General features: G+C 64.8%; 15 protein-coding genes. 3 read left to right on the plus strand and 12 right to left on the minus strand.

Going from position 1 to position 17,988, the window contains the following annotated elements; translation table 11 throughout:
- The first annotated feature begins 458 nt into the window (after window positions 1-458).
- Window positions 459-893: a hypothetical protein gene (locus CFB34_RS17610; RefSeq protein ID WP_089439711.1), complete on the plus strand. Its 435-nt coding sequence runs from the start codon at window positions 459-461 to the stop codon at window positions 891-893.
- 108 nt (window positions 894-1,001) lie between these two features.
- Here CFB34_RS17610 and ppx read toward each other — a convergent pair whose 3' ends face one another.
- Window positions 1,002-2,516, minus strand: a complete 1,515-nt coding sequence (gene ppx, locus CFB34_RS17615; protein WP_046545374.1) for an exopolyphosphatase — start codon at window positions 2,514-2,516, stop codon at window positions 1,002-1,004.
- A 279-nt stretch (window positions 2,517-2,795) separates the two neighbouring features.
- On the opposite strand from ppx, the gene ppk1 reads away from it, so the two are divergent.
- Window positions 2,796-4,859 carry a polyphosphate kinase 1 gene (ppk1, locus tag CFB34_RS17620; protein WP_089439710.1) on the plus strand — a complete coding sequence of 688 codons (2,064 nt, stop codon included), beginning with the start codon at window positions 2,796-2,798 and terminating at the stop codon, window positions 4,857-4,859.
- A 131-nt stretch (window positions 4,860-4,990) separates the two neighbouring features.
- Here the strand turns inward: ppk1 and phoR are convergent, their stop codons facing one another.
- The 11 genes from phoR to CFB34_RS17675 form a co-directional block, all read right to left on the minus strand.
- A complete protein-coding gene (gene phoR, locus CFB34_RS17625; protein WP_089439709.1) occupies window positions 4,991-6,310 on the minus strand; it encodes a phosphate regulon sensor histidine kinase PhoR in 1,320 nt (439 codons plus the stop codon).
- Between the two features lie 57 nt (window positions 6,311-6,367).
- A complete protein-coding gene (gene phoB, locus CFB34_RS17630) occupies window positions 6,368-7,069 on the minus strand; it encodes a phosphate regulon transcriptional regulator PhoB (RefSeq protein WP_027787869.1) in 702 nt (233 codons plus the stop codon).
- Window positions 7,070-7,099: 30 nt separating this feature from the next.
- Window positions 7,100-7,804 carry a phosphate signaling complex protein PhoU gene (phoU, locus tag CFB34_RS17635; RefSeq protein ID WP_089425007.1) on the minus strand — a complete coding sequence of 235 codons (705 nt, stop codon included), beginning with the start codon at window positions 7,802-7,804 and terminating at the stop codon, window positions 7,100-7,102.
- A gap of 18 nt (window positions 7,805-7,822) precedes the next feature.
- A complete protein-coding gene (pstB, locus tag CFB34_RS17640; protein WP_031400989.1) occupies window positions 7,823-8,671 on the minus strand; it encodes a phosphate ABC transporter ATP-binding protein PstB in 849 nt (282 codons plus the stop codon).
- 15 nt (window positions 8,672-8,686) lie between these two features.
- The gene (pstA, locus tag CFB34_RS17645; RefSeq protein WP_089439708.1) at window positions 8,687-9,580 is read right to left on the minus strand and encodes a phosphate ABC transporter permease PstA; all 894 of its coding nucleotides are present in this window, start codon (window positions 9,578-9,580) and stop codon (window positions 8,687-8,689) included.
- Window positions 9,577-10,563: a phosphate ABC transporter permease PstC gene (pstC, locus tag CFB34_RS17650; RefSeq protein ID WP_089439707.1), complete on the minus strand. Its 987-nt coding sequence runs from the start codon at window positions 10,561-10,563 to the stop codon at window positions 9,577-9,579. The genes pstA and pstC overlap by 4 nt, the downstream gene beginning before the upstream one ends.
- Before the next feature lie 94 nt (window positions 10,564-10,657).
- Window positions 10,658-11,692 carry a phosphate ABC transporter substrate-binding protein PstS gene (gene pstS, locus CFB34_RS17655; protein WP_089439706.1) on the minus strand — a complete coding sequence of 345 codons (1,035 nt, stop codon included), beginning with the start codon at window positions 11,690-11,692 and terminating at the stop codon, window positions 10,658-10,660.
- Window positions 11,693-12,142: 450 nt separating this feature from the next.
- Window positions 12,143-13,498, minus strand: coding sequence for a phosphoglucosamine mutase (gene glmM / locus CFB34_RS17660; RefSeq protein WP_089439705.1), 1,356 nt, complete (start codon window positions 13,496-13,498; stop codon window positions 12,143-12,145).
- Between the two features lie 28 nt (window positions 13,499-13,526).
- Window positions 13,527-14,468 (minus strand): dihydropteroate synthase, encoded by a 942-nt coding sequence (folP, locus tag CFB34_RS17665; RefSeq protein WP_089439704.1) that lies wholly within the window; start codon window positions 14,466-14,468, stop codon window positions 13,527-13,529.
- A 28-nt stretch (window positions 14,469-14,496) separates the two neighbouring features.
- The gene (gene ftsH, locus CFB34_RS17670) at window positions 14,497-16,395 is read right to left on the minus strand and encodes an ATP-dependent zinc metalloprotease FtsH (protein WP_039347669.1); all 1,899 of its coding nucleotides are present in this window, start codon (window positions 16,393-16,395) and stop codon (window positions 14,497-14,499) included.
- A 166-nt stretch (window positions 16,396-16,561) separates the two neighbouring features.
- Complete coding sequence (locus CFB34_RS17675) at window positions 16,562-17,224, minus strand: RlmE family RNA methyltransferase (protein WP_046545366.1); 663 nt, start codon at window positions 17,222-17,224, stop codon at window positions 16,562-16,564.
- A gap of 193 nt (window positions 17,225-17,417) precedes the next feature.
- On the opposite strand from CFB34_RS17675, the gene CFB34_RS17680 reads away from it, so the two are divergent.
- Window positions 17,418-17,945, plus strand: coding sequence for a YhbY family RNA-binding protein (locus CFB34_RS17680; protein ID WP_089439703.1), 528 nt, complete (start codon window positions 17,418-17,420; stop codon window positions 17,943-17,945).
- The last annotated feature ends 43 nt before the right edge of the window (window positions 17,946-17,988 follow it).

Consider the following 17,988-nt stretch of genomic DNA (forward strand, 5'->3'; position numbering starts at 1 on the left):
GGGGGCAACAGCGGCGAATGCCTTACTGGATAAGCGATGCAGGCATCCTGTAAGTGCTGCTTTGGGATCAGAGGGTCGTAGGTTCGAATCCTATCGCTCCGACCAAGGAATCAAGGGGTTACGGTTCATACCGTAGCCCCTTTTCCGTTTCTGGGTCCGTCAAGCGTCAACCGGGATTCCCGGTTCGCAGCGCCTCGATTCATTGTAGGGATCAATTGGGGCATCGACGCTACAACGATCCACGCAGCCCCCGGCGGCCCTATTTCGAAGGTCGGCACAAAGCAAAGGGCTGACGACCTTGCGCTTTCATTGCAGGAAAGGCTGACTGGAAAGAATCGAGCGCCCGCCCGGCCCGTCGAATCACATCGACGCCATACGGGCCAACGCGCCATCCGCAGCCCACATACGGCACTTGCCGGAACACGCGATAATGCGCGTGGGACAACCTGCATCCGCGCATGAAAAACAACATCCTCAAGACCGCCCTCTGCACATCGCTGCTCGCGCTCGCGACTGCCGGCACCGCGTCGGCCAAGGCGCTCGACGACGCACTCGACTGCCACTCGACCGGCCACAAATTCGTCGCGCCGCTGCTCGCCGCCGGCGACATCCAGTCGGAGCCGATGCACGTCGAATCGAACTCGGTCAATGCATTCCGCACGAGCCACGCGCTGACGGCGTACGGCTTCGGCGTCTACGTCGTGCTCGGATACCAGGCGAACGACCCGATCTTCCGCGCGGGCGACGGCACGCCGATCGGCGACTGGGCCTATGGTGTCGTGGTGCGGGGCACGAAAAGCGCGGTGGAGGAAGCCGTGCGCAAGGCCGGCAGCGACGCGACCGTGAAGCAGGCGTTTCCGTTCCTGACCGCGATCGTCTGCTCGTCGGACTGAGCGGCTGCCACGACGATCACGCGGCAAGCCTGAGGGGCACCAAGCCTGTCTGCTGCCCCGCCCCTCCCAGCCCCGCTATCGACCTCGCATCGACCTCGCTTCGACCTGTTACGCGCCGGTATACACCACGCGATACGGGATACCGACCTTCTCCCACTCGGCCGCCTCCTGGCTGAGGCTATAGTCGGTCAGCGGGTTCTGCTCGACCCACGCGCTGGGCAGGCGCACTTCATACCCGCCCTTCTTCATCTGCGAAACGGAAATGTCCGGCAGCCCGGCATCGGTCCGGCGCCGGCACAGCAGCGCCGCGAGTCGCAGGCAGAACAGCAGCGGCCACTCGACCTCGCGCGCCTGCGACAGCTTGCCGAGCTTGCCCGCGTGACCGAGCACGAGCGCGGCGAGGCGCGCCTGGTCGGTGCGCGAAAAACCCGGCATGTCCGCGTTGCTCGCGATATAAGCCGAGTGCTTGTGATACGCGCTGTGCGAGATCGACAAACCGATCTCGTGCAATGCGGCCGCCCAGCCGAGGAACATCCGCCCTTCCTCGCGCGCCTCTTCGTCGGCTTCCTCGAGTTCGTCGTAGAAGCGCCCCGCCAGCGCGCCGATCCGCTCGGCCTGCGCCCGATCCACACCGTAGCGGCGCGTGAAGCCCTCGACGGTCACCGCACGCATGTCCTCGTGCTGCGTCCGGCCGAGCAGGTCGTACAGCACACCGAGGCGCAACGCGCCGTCGGTCGTATCGACGTAGTCGACACCGAGTTCCTCGAACACCGCGAGCATGATCGCGAGGCCGCCCGCGAGCACCGGCACGCGATCGGGCTTCAGCGCGATCAGCTTCAGCCGGTTGACGTTCTCCGACTTGATCAGCGCACGCTTGAGCCGCTCGAGGCCGCCGCGCGAAATGCCGTGCGTGATGCCCGGATCGTTGAAGCCGTTCGCCTCGACGAGTTCCGCGAGCGCACGCGCGGTGCCCGACGAGCCGATCGCCTGGTCCCAGCCGGCCTTCTTGTACTCGCTCGAAATGATCTGGATCTCGCGCTTGGCCGCGAGCTCGGCCTGCCGCATCGTGTATTCGTCGACGTTGCCGGCCGGGAAGAACGTACGGCTGTGGCTCACGCAGCCGATATAGAGGCTCTCCATCACGATCGGCGTGTAGTGCGAGCCGATGATGAATTCGGTGGAGCCGCCGCCGATGTCGACGACGAGCCGCTTGCCCGCGCTCGCCGGCACCGAGTGCGCGGCGCCCGCATAGATCAGCCGCGCTTCTTCGCGGCCCGCGATCACTTCGATCGGGAAACCCAGTGCCGCTTCGGCCTCGCCGAGAAATTCGCCCGCGTTCTTCGCGACGCGCAGCGTGTTGGTCGCCACCGCGCGCACGTGATCGGGATGAAAATCGCGCAGGCGCTCGCCGAACCGCTTGAGCGCTTCCCAGCCACGCTCCTGCGACGCGCGATCGAGCATCTTGTCGCTCGACAGGCCCGCAGCCAGCCGGACGGGCTCGCGCAGCGCGTCGACGGGATAGATCTGGCTGCCCGCCGGCGTTTCCTCGACGCGACCGACGATCAGCCGGAAGCTGTTCGAGCCGAGATCCACGGCAGCCAGCAAGTGGGGGGTTGTAACCATCAGAAGGGGGCTCCGTGCGCGTTCACCCGCGGCGGCCGGTGCGGCAACCGCGGGCGATCAATCAAAGGCAACATTTTAAGCGTGGAACGCTTGCCATTGCCACGCTTCACGGGCATGCATCCTGCTCGATTGCATATAGCCGAAACATTTATGAGACGAAACGGTTACAGCGTAGAATTTCCCGATATAACTACATCATTGTCATCAGCACGTCATCGTACCGTGAGAGTTTCCGAGCGTCCTTTCGAATCATCGCCTGAATCACCCCCTACTCTGCCGATGTCCGTCCGCTATCCGCTTCTCAATCGTGAACTCGGCATCCTCGGTTTCAACGAGCGCGTGCTGGCCCAGGCAGCCGATCCGCAAGTCCCTTTGCTCGAGCGCCTCCGCTTCATCTGCATCACCAGCAGCAACCTCGACGAATTCTTCGAAGTCCGGATGGCCGGCCTGCAGGAGCAGATCCGCGACAACCCCGGCGCACTGACGCCCGACGGCATGTCGTTACAACATGCTTACGATCTCGTCGTCGAACGCGCGCAGCGGCTCGTCCATCGACAGTACACGATGCTGCACGAAACCGTGCTGCCCGCACTCGAACAGGAAGGCATCTACTTCCATGCGAGCGACACGTGGAACGACGAGCAGCTCGAATGGGCGCGGCGCTACTTCCTCGACGAGCTGCTGCCCGTGCTGACGCCGATCGGCCTCGATCCCGCGCATCCGTTCCCGCGCGTGCTGAACAAGAGCCTGAATTTCGTCGTCGAGCTCGAAGGCCGCGACGCGTTCGGACGCCAGGCCGTGATGGGCATCGTGCAGGCGCCGCGCGCGCTGCCGCGCGTCGTGCGCATGCCGCACGCGCTGTCGGGCTTCGAGCACGGCTTCGTGCTGCTGAGTTCGTTCATGCAGCGCTTCGTCGGCGAGCTTTTCCCGCAACTGACGGTGAAGAGCTGCAACCAGTTCCGCATCACGCGCAACAGCGAGCTGTTCGTCGACGAAGACGAAATCACGAACCTGCGCGTCGCGCTGCAGGGTGAACTGCCCGCGCGCCACCTCGGCAATGCAGTGCGCCTCGAAGTGTCGGCCGACTCGCCGCCGCACATCGTGCGCCGCCTGCTCGTGGAAAGCGAACTCGGCGAGAAGGACTGCTATCGCGTGGCCGGGTCGGTGAACCTCGTGCGGCTGATGCAGATTCCCGATCTCGTCGACCGTCCCGACCTGAAGTTCACACCGTTCACCGCGTCGACCCCGTCCGCGATCACCAACGCGCCGACGATGTTCGACGCGATCGACAACGGCGACATCCTGCTGCACCACCCGTACGAAAGCTTCCAGCCGGTGCTCGAACTGCTGCAGCAGGCCGCGAGGGATCCGAGCGTCGTCGCGATCAAGCAGACGATCTACCGCACCGGCACCGATTCGCCGCTGATGGACGCGCTGATGGAAGCCGCGCGCAACGGCAAGGAAGTGACCGTCGTCGTCGAACTGCTCGCGCGCTTCGACGAGGAAACCAACATCAACTGGGCGTCGCAGCTCGAAGCCGTCGGCGCGCATGTCGTGTACGGCGTGGTCGGCCACAAGTGCCACGCGAAGATGATGCTGATCGTGCGGCGCGTCGTGCAGGCAGGCAAGGCGTCGCTGCGCCGCTACGTGCACCTCGGCACCGGCAACTACCATCCGCGCACGGCACGCCTCTACACCGACTTCGGGCTGATGACGGCCGACCAGAAGATCTGCGAGGACGTCCATCACGTGTTCCAGCAACTGACCGGCATCGGCGGCGAACTCACGCTGCACGAGCTGTGGCAGTCGCCGTTCACGCTGCATCCGCGCATCATCGATTCGATCCGCGCGGAGATCGACAATGCACGCGCCGGCAAGCGCGCACGCGTCGTCGCGAAGATGAACGCGCTGCTGGAGCCGACGGTGATCGCGGCGCTGTACGAAGCGTCGCAGGCAGGCGTCAAGGTCGACCTGATCGTGCGCGGTGTCTGCGCGCTGAAACCCGGCGTGCCGGGGCTGTCGGAAAACATCACCGTGCGCTCGATCGTCGGCCGCTTCCTCGAGCACCACCGGATCTACTACTTCCACGCGAACGGCGCCGAGGAGGTCTATCTGTCGAGCGCCGACTGGATGGACCGCAACCTGTTCCGCCGCGTCGAAGTCGCGTTCCCGATCCGCGATCGCAAGCTCAAGCGGCGCGTGATCGCCGAGGGCCTGTCGGTGTGCCTCGGCGACAACCAGTCGGCGTGGCAGATGCACAGCGACGGCCACTACCGCCGCCGTCGCGCCGGCAAGACGATCCGCAACGCGCAACTCGGGTTGCTCGCGAAGTTCTGCTCCTGAAGAATCGGCCGCGCGGCACAAGTCGCGCGCCGCGTCGCTCCCAATAAAAAACGCAGCCCGCGGGCTGCGTTTTTTGTTGCGAACCCGGCATGCCGCCGCTCGGCGAACGAGCGACGGCTGCCGTCACGCGATCATGCCTCGTAAGCGGCCGGCCGGATCGCGATGATGCGCGAGCCCGGGAAGCGCGCGGTGAACGTGCTGCCGCGCCCTTCCTCGCTCTGCACGTACAGGTGCGCGTCATGCCGCTGCAGCACGTGCTTGACGATCGCAAGGCCGAGCCCCGTGCCGCCGGTGTCGCGCGAACGGCTGCGGTCGACGCGGTAGAAGCGTTCGGTGAGCCGCGGCAGGTCGGCGGCCGGAATCCCGAAGCCGCTGTCCGTCACGGAAAACACACCCTGCGAGCCTTCGCGCCGCCACGTCACGACGATCTTGCCACCTTCCGGCGTATAGCGGATCGCGTTCGTGACGAGATTCGCGAACGCGCTGAACAGCTCCGTCTGCGCGCCGGTGACACCGAGCGTCTCGTCGATCGAGAACGCGATGTCGTGATGCCCGTTCGACAGCGTCTGCGCGTCCTCCTTCAGATGGTCGAACACGGCGCGCATGTCGATCGCGCGATCGAGCGGCGGCTTGCTCTCGCCCTCCAGCTTCGCGAGCACCAGCAGGTCGGTCACGATGTGCCGCATCCGCGAGGCCTGCTGCTCCATCATGTCGAGATAGCGCGCGCGGTCTTCCTCGTTCAGCGGCAACTCGCGCATCGTTTCGAGGAACCCGGAAAGCACGGTGAGCGGCGTCTTCAATTCGTGCGATACGTTCGCGACGAAGTCACGCCGCATCGCATCGGTCCGCTCGAGCTCGGTGATGTCCTGCGTGAGCAGCAGCTTGCGATTCTCGCCGTACGGAAACACCTGCACTTCCAGCACGTTCTGACGCGACTCGCCCATGCCGCGCATCACGAGCGTCTCCTCGTAATGCTGCGCGTTCAGGTAGCGGACGAACTCGGGATGGCGAACCAGGTTGGTGATGTGCTGGCGCAGGTCGCGCTTCGCGTCGAGGCCGAAGTGGACCTCGGCGATCGCGTTGCACCACTCGATCTGGTCGTGATCGTCGAGCATCGCGACGCCGTTCGGCGACGCCTGGATCGCCTGGATGAAGCGCGAATGCTGCTGTTCGACCTGACGCACCTGCGCATGCCACTGCTTCGCGAGCTTGTGCAGGCGATAGTAGATCTCGCCCCAGATGCCCGGCGCGCTCGGCACCTCGCCATAGACCGGTGCATCGAGCAGCCGCCACAGACGCTGCGTATGAAAGGTACTGAAAAAGCCCTGCGCGACCAGCATCACGACCACGAACACGAGGCCCGCGATCGGGCCGGCGAAAACGCCGACCAATACGCCGATCAGCACGAGCAGCACGAGCGACACCAGAAAGCGCGCCCAGATGATGTTCATGATTCAGCGCCCGAAAGAATGAACGGCATGCCGTGGCACACGGCATGCGTGGATACGTTACGCGTGCTTGGCGAGCCGGTAGCCGCTGCCGCGCACGGTCTCGATCATCGCATCGCAGCCGGCCGGTTTCAAGGCCGCGCGCAATCGTTTGATGTGCACGTCGACGGTGCGCTCCTCGACGAATACATGGTCGCCCCACACCTGGTCGAGCAGTTGCGTGCGGCTGTGCACACGTTCCGGATGCGTCATGAAGAAATGCAGCAGGCGGAACTCGGTCGGGCCGAGATCGAGCTTGATCTCGCTGCCTTCCGCATGCGCGGCGACGCGATGCGTGGCCGGGTCGAGGCGCAGCCCGTTGATCGACACGACGTCCTCGGTCAGCTGCGGCGCGCGACGACGCAGCACGGCCTTGATCCGCGCCATCAGCTCCTTCGGCGAGAACGGCTTCGTCACGTAGTCGTCCGCGCCGATTTCGAGGCCAAGCACCTTGTCCTGCTCATCGCCACGTGCGGTCAGCATGATGATCGGGATGTGCTTGGTCCGTTCGTTGTTGCGCAGGTCGCGCGCGAACGCAATACCGGACTTGCCCGGCAGCATCCAGTCGAGCAGCACGAGATCGGGCAGCACGTCGCTGATCAGGTTCTGCGCCTGTTCGGCGTTGTACGCGCGGATCGGGCAGTGACCGGCGTGCTGGAGATTCACCGAGATCAGTTCGGAAATCGCGGGCTCATCTTCAACGACGAGAATGTTGCTGGGCATCGGCACCTCTGTTCTTCCTTACGGAGTCGATTAACTGTTGGCTTCGCGATCGAGCGTGTCGCGCGGCTGGTGCCGCACGTCGGTGCCCTTCACGATGTAGATGATGAATTCGGCGATGTTCTTCGCGTGGTCGCCGATCCGCTCGATCGCCTTCGCGATGAACAGGTACTCGAGGCCCACCGAGATCGTGCGCGGATCTTCCTGCATGTACGACACGAGCTTGCGCACGAACGCACGGAATTCCTGGTCGATTTCCTTGTCGTCCTTGACGATCTGCGCGGCGGCGACCGTATCGAGACGCGCGAACGCGTCGAGCGCGCGGCGCAGGATCGTCACGGCCATCTCGCCCGACACCTTGATCTCGGCGATGTTGACCGTGCGCGCAGCCGGCTCGTCGACCAGGCGGCGCACGCGCTTCGCGATCTTCTCGGCCTCGTCGCCTGCGCGCTCGAGGTTCGTAATCGTTTTCGAAATCGACATCAAAAGGCGCAGGTCACGCGCGGCAGGCTGCCTCCGCGCGATGATGTTGCCGCACTCCTGGTCGATGTCGACTTCCATCGTGTTCAGGACTTCTTCGTTCGCGATCACCTTCTCGGCCGCATCGCGATCGAATTCGTTCAGCGCGTGCATCGCGCCGACGATCTGCGACTCGACGAGCCCGCCCATTTCCAGCACTTTCGACGACACCGCGTTGAGATCGGCGTCGAACTGGCTCGACAGATGTTTATCCGACATGGCTGTTGTTCTCCGTCATCAGCCGAAGCGGCCGGTGATGTAGTCTTCCGTTTCCTTGCGCACCGGCTTGATGAAGATCTTTTCGGTCTCGCCGAACTCGATCAGCTCGCCCAGGTACATGTAGGCCGTGAAATCCGAGCAGCGTGCGGCCTGCTGCATGTTGTGCGTGACGATCACGACCGTGTAGTCGCTCTTGAGCTCCGCGATCAGCTCTTCGATGCGGCCCGTCGAGATCGGGTCGAGCGCCGAGCACGGTTCGTCGAGCAGCAGCACTTCCGGACGGATCGCGATACCGCGCGCGATGCACAGACGCTGTTGCTGGCCGCCCGAGAGGCCGTAGCCGCTCTGGCTCAGCTTGTCCTTCACTTCGTTCCACAGCGCGGCCTTCGTGAGCGCCCACTCGACGCGATCGTCCATTTCCGAGCGCGTGAGCTTTTCGAACATCTTCACGCCGAACGCGATGTTGTCGTAGATCGACATCGGGAACGGGGTCGGCTTCTGGAACACCATGCCGATCCGCGCGCGCAGCAGCGAGATGTCGCGCTTCGTCGTCAGCAGGTTCTCGCCGTCCATCAGGATTTCGCCTTCGGCGCGCTGCTCCGGATAGAGCGCGAACATCTTGTTGAACGTGCGCAGCAGCGTCGACTTGCCGCAGCCCGACGGGCCGATGAACGCCGTCACCTTCCCTTCGGGAATGCTCAGGTTGATGTTCTTCAGCGCGTGGAACTTGTTGTAGAAGAAGTTGAGGTTGTTGACCTCGATCTTCGCGTTCAGCGGCTCGAGCGGACGGCCGTGCGCCGCGTCTTGCGTGCCGGCGGGCGCAGCGGTGCGCTCGACGGGATTCAGGTGGCTTTCTGCCATATTCATCGGATTGCTCCGCCGTTACTTTTTCGAGAAGATCGAGCGCGCCAGGATGTTGAGTCCGAGCACCCCGAGCGTGATCAGGAACACGCCCGCCCAGGCGAGCGACTGCCATTCCGCGAACGGGCTCATCGCGAACTTGTAGATCGTGACGGGCAGGTTCGCCATCGGCTGGCTCATGTCCCACGAGAAGAACTGGTTCGACAGCGCGGTGAACAGCAGCGGCGCCGTTTCGCCGGCGATCCGCGCGACGGCGAGCAGCACGCCCGTGATGATTCCGCCGACCGACGCGCGCAGCGTGATCTTCAGCACCATGCGCCACTTCGGCGTGCCGAGCGCGAAGGCCGCTTCGCGCAGTGCGTTCGGCACGAGCTTCAGCATGTTCTCGGTCGTGCGGATCACGATCGGAATCTGCAGCAGCGCGAGCGCGATCACGCCGGCCCAGCCCGAGAAGCGCCCCGACTTTGCAACGACGATCGCGTACACGAACAGGCCGATAACGATCGACGGCGCGGACAGCAGGATGTCGTTGATGAAGCGGATCGTGCTCGCCAGCAGGTTCTTCTGGCCGTATTCGGCGAGATAGACGCCCGCGAGGATGCCGATCGGCGTGCCGACCAGCGTGCCGAAGCCGCACAGCAGCAGGCTGCCGACGATCGCGTTCGCGAGACCGCCGCCTTCCGTGTTCGGCGCCGGCGTCGATTCGGTGAACAGTTGCAGCGACAGGCCGCCGATGCCGAGATGCACCGTCGTGTAGAGAATCCACACGAGCCACAAGAGGCCGAATGCCATCGCACCGAGCGACGCGGTGAGCGCGATCGCGTTGACGGCCTTGCGCTTGCGCTGCAGGCGGTTGCGCATCGCGTCGAGAACGGCGCCGTCCGGACCCGGGAAATTCATGATGGGCTCGCTCATTTCTTGCCCTCTCCCTTCTCGAGACGAAGCAGCAGCAGTTTGGAGATGGACAGCACGATGAACGTGATCACGAACAGGATCAGGCCCAGTTCCATCAGCGCGGACGTATGCAGGCCCGGTTGCGCTTCCGCGAATTCGTTCGCCAGCGCCGACGTGATGCTGTTGCCCGGTGCGAACAGCGACACGCTGTCGAGCAGGTTCGTGTTGCCGATCACGAAGGTCACGGCCATCGTCTCGCCGAGCGCGCGGCCGAGGCCGAGCATCACGCCGCCGATCACGCCCGTCTTCGTATAGGGCAGCACGACCTTCCACATCACTTCCCAGGTCGTGCAGCCGATGCCGTACGCCGATTCCTTCAGCAGCACGGGCGTGACTTCGAACACGTCACGCATCACCGATGCGATGTACGGGATGATCATGATCGCGAGGATCACGCCGGCCGCGAGGATGCCGATCCCGATCGGTGCGCCGGACGTCAGCGGGCCGATGACCCACACGTCCTTGAACAGGCGGCCGATCGGTTTCTGGAAATACTCCGCGAAGATCGGCGCGAACACGAGCAGGCCCCACATGCCGTACACGATCGACGGAATCGCGGCGAGCAGTTCGATCGCGATGCCGAGCGGGCGGCGCAGCCACACGGGCGACAGCTCGGTGAGAAACAGCGCGATGCCGAAGCTGACCGGCACCGCGATGACGAGCGCGATGACCGACGTCACGATCGTGCCGTAGATCGGCACGAGCGCGCCGTAGATGTCCGAGTTGGGATCCCACTCGGATTGCCACAGGAAGCCGAGGCCGAACTTCTGGATGGTCGGCATCGACGCGATGATCAGGGAAACGATGATCCCGCCGAGCAGCAGCAGGGTCACGATGGCGGCAAGCCGTGCAAGACCGCCGAATACGACATCCCCGAGGCGGCTCGGCGCGCGTTGCTGCGCAACATCGGCGGACCGTGAGGACGTATAGGAAATATCAGACATGGGTGCCTGCTTTTGATTGCCGGGCGCCGTAACGCCCGGCTTTACCGCACACACTGCCCGACCGGCACGGCCGGGCAGCGAACCGCTGCAATGCTTACTCGGCGGCGACCGGCTTGCCCGAAGCGTCCGTCACCTTGATCTTCCACTGCTTGCGGATTTCCGCTTCGACTGCCGGCGGCAGCGAGATGTAGTCGAGGCTGTCAGCAGCCTTCTCGCCGTTCTTGAACGCCCAGCTGAAGAACTTCAGCGTTTCCACACCCTGCTCCGGCTTGTCCTGCTTCGCGTGCAGCAGCACGAATGTCGCGCCGACGACCGGCCATGCTTCCTTGCCCGGCTGGTTCGTCAGGATCTGGTAGAACGACTTCGACCAGTTCGCGCCAGCAGCAGCGGCCTTGAACGTTTCCGTCTTCGGCTCGACCACCGTGCCCGTCGAGTTCTTCAGGGCCGTGTAGACCATGTTGTTCTTCTTCGCGTACGCCCATTCGACGTAGCCGACTGCGCCCGGCAGGCGTTGCACGAACGCTGCGACGCCGTCGTTGCCCTTGCCGCCCGTGCCCGTCGGCCAGTTGACCGTCGTGCCTTCGCCGACCTTCGACTTCCACTCGTCGTTGACCTTCGACAGGTAGTTCGTCCAGATGAAGCTCGTGCCCGAGCCGTCAGCGCGGCGAACCACGGCGATGTCCGTGTCCGGCAGCTTGACCTTCGGGTTCAGCGCGGCGATCGCCGGGTCGTTCCACTTCTTGATCTTGCCGAGGTAGATGTCGCCGAGCACCGGGCCCGACAGCGTCAGTTCACCCGGCTTCACGCCCGGCACGTTGATGACCGGCACCACGCCGCCGACCACCGTCGGGAACTGGAACAGGCCTTCCTTCGCGAGCTCTTCATCCTTCAGCGGAGCGTCCGAACCGGCAAAGTCGACCGTCTTCGCGACGATCTGCTTCAGGCCGCCCGACGAGCCGATACCTTGATAGTTGACCTTCGCGCCGCCGGTCTGCTGGTAGTCAGCAGCCCATTTCGTATAGATCGGCATCGCGAACGTGCTGCCTGCGCCCGTGATGTCGGCAGCGTGGGCGGCGACGGCGAAAAGCGCGCCAGCCAGGCCGGCAATCGCGGTTTGCATCAATTTCATGAGACCTCCAGTGTGTGAGCGGATGACTACGGCACCGCGAAGGTTAGGGGCTCCTCATGACGGTAATGTGACAATCGATGAAACTGGCGTGACAGTAACATGACTGGTTGAAAGGGAGTATCGGGTGCGGCGGGCACGGCGCCCGGACGGCGCCGGAACGGCGGCAGCGGCAAGAATTGCCTGCCTGGAAGGAACGGGAGACTTCCGTTTTACATCGGTGTGAGCGGATCGTAGCGCAGTGTCTGCGCCACGGAAAGCCCGCTTGTGGCTGGCCCCATATCAGGGTCGGACGATTTTTCGACCCTGGATTGCGGGGGCGACGCGCCCTTCTCTTTATAGGTATCGCAAACCTTTGCGTCTGACGAAATCACGGCGCCCCGAAGGCGCCGTGTGCGGGTTCACCGGAACACCGGCGCGCAGGTGTTTGACCTGACGCGCCGGGCCCGTGCGTCAGGTCGTCGCCGCGCGTACCGCGTCGGCGATCGTCTCCGCGTGGCGCACCGCATCGGCGGCCTGCTGCGCTTCGACCATCACGCGCAGCACGGGCTCCGTGCCCGACGCGCGGATCAGCACGCGGCCGCTGCCGGCGAGCGCGGCTTCGGCCGCGTCGATCGCGGCGCGAATCGACGTGCTGCCCTTCCAGTCGGCACCCGGCTTCATCCGCACATTGATCAGCTTCTGCGGGAACAGCGTGACGCCGTCGAGCATCTGCGCGAGGGTCTTGCCGCTGCGCTTCAGCGCGGCCAGCACGAGCAGTGCCGACACGATGCCGTCGCCGGTCGAGTGGCGATCGAGCGACAGGATGTGGCCCGAGCCCTCCGCGCCGAGCTGCCAGCCGTGCTCGCGCAGCTGCTCGAGCACGTAGCGATCGCCGACCGCCGCGCGGACGAACTTCACGCCCTCGCGCTGCAGCGCGACTTCGACCGCGAGGTTCGTCATCAGCGTGCCGACCGCGCCTTCGACCTTGCCGTCGGTCGCGATCCGGTCCTTCACGAGCACGTAGAGCAGCTCGTCGCCGTTGTACAGGCGACCGGTCGCATCGACCACTTGCAGGCGGTCGGCATCGCCGTCGAGCGCAATGCCGAGATCGGCGTGGTTCGCACGCACCGCGCGCACCAGCGCGTCCGGCGCGGTCGCACCGACACCATCGTTGATGTTGAAGCCGTTCGGTGCGACCCCGATCGGAATCACGTCCGCGCCGAGTTCGTGGAACACGTGCGGCGCGATCTGGTACGCGGCGCCGTGTGCGCAGTCGATCACGAGCTTCAGCCCGCGCAGGTTGAACGCGGCAGGGAACGTGCTCTTGCAGAACTCGATGTAGCGGCCGGCCGCGTCGTCAAGGCGGCGCGCCTTGCCGAGACCGTCGGACGATGCGCACTCGAGCGGCTTGTCGAGCCACGCTTCGATCGCGGCTTCGGTGTCGTCGGGCAGCTTGTTGCCGTCGGCGGAGAAAAACTTGATCCCGTTGTCGTGATAGGGATTGTGCGATGCGCTGATCACGACGCCCGCCGACAGGCGCAGCGCGCGCGTCAGGTACGCGACGCCCGGCGTCGGCATCGGGCCGGCCAGCATCACGTCGACGCCGGCCGCCGAGAACCCGGCCTCGAGCGCGGCTTCGAGCATGTAGCCGGATACGCGCGTGTCCTTGCCGATCAGCACGGTCGGGCGCGAGCCTGCCGCGACATCGGCCGAGCTGGCCAGTACCTTGCCGGCTGCGTAGCCGAGACGCAACACGAAATCCGGCGTGATGGGCGCCTCGCCCACCGTACCGCGAATGCCGTCCGTGCCGAAATATCGACGTCCCATGGTGAACCTTCCTCCTTCGTCTTCTGCTTTATCGTTGCCGCGCGGCTTCGCGCACGGCATTCAAGATTTTCAGCGCGTCGACCGTTGCCGCGACGTCGTGCACGCGCACGATCGCCGCCCCACGCTCGACCGCGCACACCGCGGCCGCCACGCTCGCCGCGACGCGCTCCATCGGCGGCTTGCCGCCGATCACCGCGCCGAGCATCGACTTGCGCGACATGCCCGCGAGTATCGGATACGCACGGCCGTCGGGCCGCACGGGTGCCGTGTCCGGCAACGCGGCCAGCAACGCATAGTTGTCGTCGACGACCGCCTTGCCGAATCCGAAACCGGGATCGACGCAGATCCGCTCCGGCGCAATCCCCGCATCGCGCAGCGCCTGCGCGCGCTCGGCGAGAAAATCGCGCACGTCGGTCACGACGTCGCCGTAATCGGGTTCGCCAACCTGCATCGTCTGTGGCTCACCCAGCATGTGCATCGCGCACAGCCCGCAGTTGCCGTCGCGCACCGCGTCGATCGCGCCCGGCTGGCGGAACCCCCAGATATCGTTGATCAGGTCGGCGCCGGCGGCCAGTGCGGCTCGCATCACGGCCGGCTTGTAGGTGTCGATCGACAGCGGCACGTTCAGCGGCCGCAGCGCTTCGACGAGCGGGATCACGCGTGCGAGCTCCTCGTCGAGCGGCACGGGCGGCGCGCCGGGGCGCGTCGATTCGCCGCCGATATCGAGAAGGTCGACGCCTTCGGCAATCATTCGCTCGGCCTGGCGCAGCGCATCGTCGCGCGCGAGGAAGCGGCCGCCGTCGGAGAACGAATCGGGCGTGGCGTTGAGGATGCCCATCACGAGCGGGCGTTCGAACGTCAGTTCGAAGCGGCCGCACCGGAGCGGCGCGGGAATGAATGGGGAAACAGCGGAATCGGACACGAGCAACTGGCGTGATTGAATGCAAAACGGGCCGGTGTGAAGCCACACCAGCCCGTGAACGGCGCTAAAGCGGAGATTATGCCGCCGGCGAAGCAGGCGCCGGCGCGTTGGCGGGCTTCACCTCGGCGCTGCTGCCACCACCCGACGAATCGCCGCCGACAGCCGGCGAGCTCTTCGGGGAGCGCGGCGGACGGCCTTCCATGATGTCGTTGATCTGATCGGCATCGATCGTCTCCCACTCCATCAGCGCGGCGGTCATCGCTTCGACCTTGTCGCGGTTCTCTTCGAGCAGGCGGCGCGCAAGGCCGTACTGTTCGTCGAGCACACGGCGGATTTCCGAATCGACCTTCTGCTGCGTCGCTTCCGAGATCGTGCGCGTGAAGCCGCGGCCGAACGGCGATGCATCGTTTTCGTCGTCGACGTAGACCATCGGCCCGAGCGCGTCGGTCATGCCGAAACGGGCCACCATCGCACGCGCCGTCTGCGTCGCCTTGTTGAAGTCGTCCGATGCGCCGGTGCTGACGAGGTTCATGAACAGCTCTTCCGCCACCCGGCCACCGAACAGGATCGCAAGGCGGTCCATCAGGTAGTCCTTCGAGTACGTTTCGTTGTCATGCTCCGGCAACTGCCACGTGACACCCAGCGCGCGACCGCGCGGGATGATCGTGACCTTGTGCACGGGGTCCGCCTTCGGCAGCAGCTTCGCGATCACCGCGTGGCCCGACTCGTGATAAGCGGTCGCACGCTTCGCTTCTTCGCGGATCACGGCCGACTTGCGCTCCGGACCCATGAAGATCTTGTCCTTCGCGTCTTCGAAATCCTGCATCTCGACGATGCGCTTGCCGCGACGTGCGGCGAACAGCGCCGCCTCGTTCACGAGGTTCGCGAGATCGGCGCCCGAGAAGCCCGGCGTGCCGCGTGCGATGACTGCCGCATCGACGTCGTTCGCGATCGGCACCTTGCGCAGGTGCACGCGCATGATCTGTTCGCGGCCGCGGATGTCCGGCAGACCGACGTAGACCTGGCGGTCGAAACGGCCCGGACGCAGCAGCGCCTTGTCGAGCACGTCGGAACGGTTGGTGGCGGCGATCACGATCACACCCGAGTTCGCCTCGAAGCCGTCCATCTCGACGAGCATCTGGTTCAGCGTCTGTTCGCGCTCGTCGTTACCGCCGCCCATGCCGGCGCCGCGATGACGGCCGACCGCGTCGATTTCGTCGATGAACACGATACACGGTGCATGCTTCTTCGCCTGCTCGAACATGTCGCGCACACGCGCCGCGCCGACACCGACGAACATTTCGACGAAGTCCGAACCCGAGATGCTGAAGAACGGCACCTTCGCTTCACCCGCGATCGCGCGCGCCAGCAGCGTCTTGCCGGTACCCGGAGGGCCGACCAGCAGCACGCCGCGCGGAATGCGGCCGCCCAGCTTCTGGAATTTCTGCGGATCGCGCAGGAAGTCGACGAGCTCGGATACTTCTTCCTTCGCTTCGTCGCAGCCCGCGACGTCGGAGAAGTTCACCGCGTTGTTGTTCTCGTCGATCAGCCGCGCGCGCGATTTCCCGAACGAGAATGCGCCGCCTTTGCCGCCCCCCTGCATCTGCCTCATCATGTAGAACCAGAACACGATGATCAGGATCGTCGGCCCGAGGTAGTACAGCGCGGACATCAGCGCGTTCGGCTCGTCGTCGGCCTTGCCGCTGACCTGCACGCCGTACTTCATCAGATCGCCAACCATCCAGATGTCGCCGGGCGACACGATCTGGTATTTCTGGCCATCAGCCGGAGTGACGGTGAGGTTGCGCCCCTGAACGATGACGTTCTTGACCTTGCCGTTCTTGGCGTCGTCCATGAACTGCGAATAGGACACGCCTTCCTGGACGCGGGGCTTGTCGAACTGCTTGAACACCGTAAACAGCACCAGTGCGATCACCAGCCACACCGCTGCCTTCGAAAACATATTGTTGTTCAAAGCACCACTCCTTCACTCGTAGACGAGCGCCTACATTTTCCTTGCGGCGCCCCTCGGTCATTCTAATCCAGTCCGACCACCCTCGCCATAAGCATTGACAACCGCCGCGATAGCGCTTCGCTTGTCTGGCAAGGGCCGGAGCCCGTTTGCGGCACCTCGCTGCGCGTCAGCGCGGACGTTTCAGATGCCGACCCAAAATGAACGTTTCGGACGATTTGTCGCGGGACGCCTTCGGCTTGCGCGGCGCGACGGTCTTAAACTGCTGTTTGAATTTCTCGACGATCTGGCTGTAGCCGCTGCCGTGAAAGCATTTCACGAGCAGCGCACCATCCGGCTTCAGATGATTCTGCGCAAATTCGAGCGCCAGATCGCACAGATGCTCGATGCGCGCCGCGTCTGCCGAGGCCACGCCAGAGAGGTTGGGGGCCATGTCGGAAATAACAAGGTCCACCGCGCGCCCTTCGAGCACTTCTTCGAGCTGGTGAAGGACTTCGTCCTCGCGGAAGTCGCCCTGCAGGAAGTGGACGTCGGCGATCGGCTCCATCGGCAGGATGTCGAGCGCCACGATCGTGCCGTCGATGCCGCCTTCGCGTTCCGCGTCACGCTTCTTGCCCTGCGCGAGCTTGTTGCGGGCATACTGGCTCCAGCTGCCCGGCGTCGCGCCGAGGTCGACGATCACCTGGCCCGGACGGATCAGCTTGTCCTGCTCGTCGATTTCCTTCAGCTTGTACGCGGCGCGCGCGCGATAGCCCTCCCGCTGCGCCATTTTGACGTACGGGTCGTTGATGTGGTCGTGCAGCCAGTGCTGGTTGAAGCGGTTTTTTGCCATTCGAGAGAGAGATTGCTGCCCATTGCTTCGTGAAGCCGCGCTTTTAGCGGATAATACGCGTCTTCTTCGCGCGGCTGCGGCCCCTTTTCAGGCCCAAGCCGCGATTTTACGTGGTTTCGGCGCACGGCTGACGCGGTAACTTCCCGCGATCGCTATTCAGTCAGCGCGCCCTTATTTAGATTTCGACATTTCCATGCCCGCCCTTTCGCTTTCTCCCGCCGAGCGCTCCGCGCTGCGCTCCCAGGCCCATGCGCTCAAGCCCGTCGTGCTGATCGGGGCCGAAGGGCTCACCGACGCCGTGCTGAAGGAAATCAAGGTGCACCTCGACGCGCACCAGCTGATCAAGATCCGCGTGTTCGGCGACGAGCGCGACGAGCGCATCGCGATCTACGACGAGATCTGCGACCGCCTGAGCGCGGCGCCGATCCAGCACATCGGCAAGCTGCTGGTGATCTGGAAGCCCGAAGCCGCCGCAGCGGCTCCGGCTCGCGGCCGTCGTGCCGGCACCGTCCCCAGCGCGGCCGAAGCCGTCGACGACAAGAAAGGCCGTGCACCGCGCACCGTCAAGGTCGTCAAGGTATCGCCGAACGCAAGCCCCGTGCGTCGCCCGCGGCCGGTCAAGGTCACGGTGCGCGGCAACGAGCGCGTGACGGCCGGCGGTAACGTGAAGCGCGCCAAGAAGCGCCAGGCCAGCACGAAGCGTCCGTTCCAGGACAAGTAAGCATCGGGGCGGCACGGCTCATCGTGCCGCCACCCTGCCCGCG

It is taken from the genome of Burkholderia sp. HI4860, from assembly GCF_002223045.2.
Classification (GTDB): Bacteria; Pseudomonadota; Gammaproteobacteria; order Burkholderiales; family Burkholderiaceae; genus Burkholderia.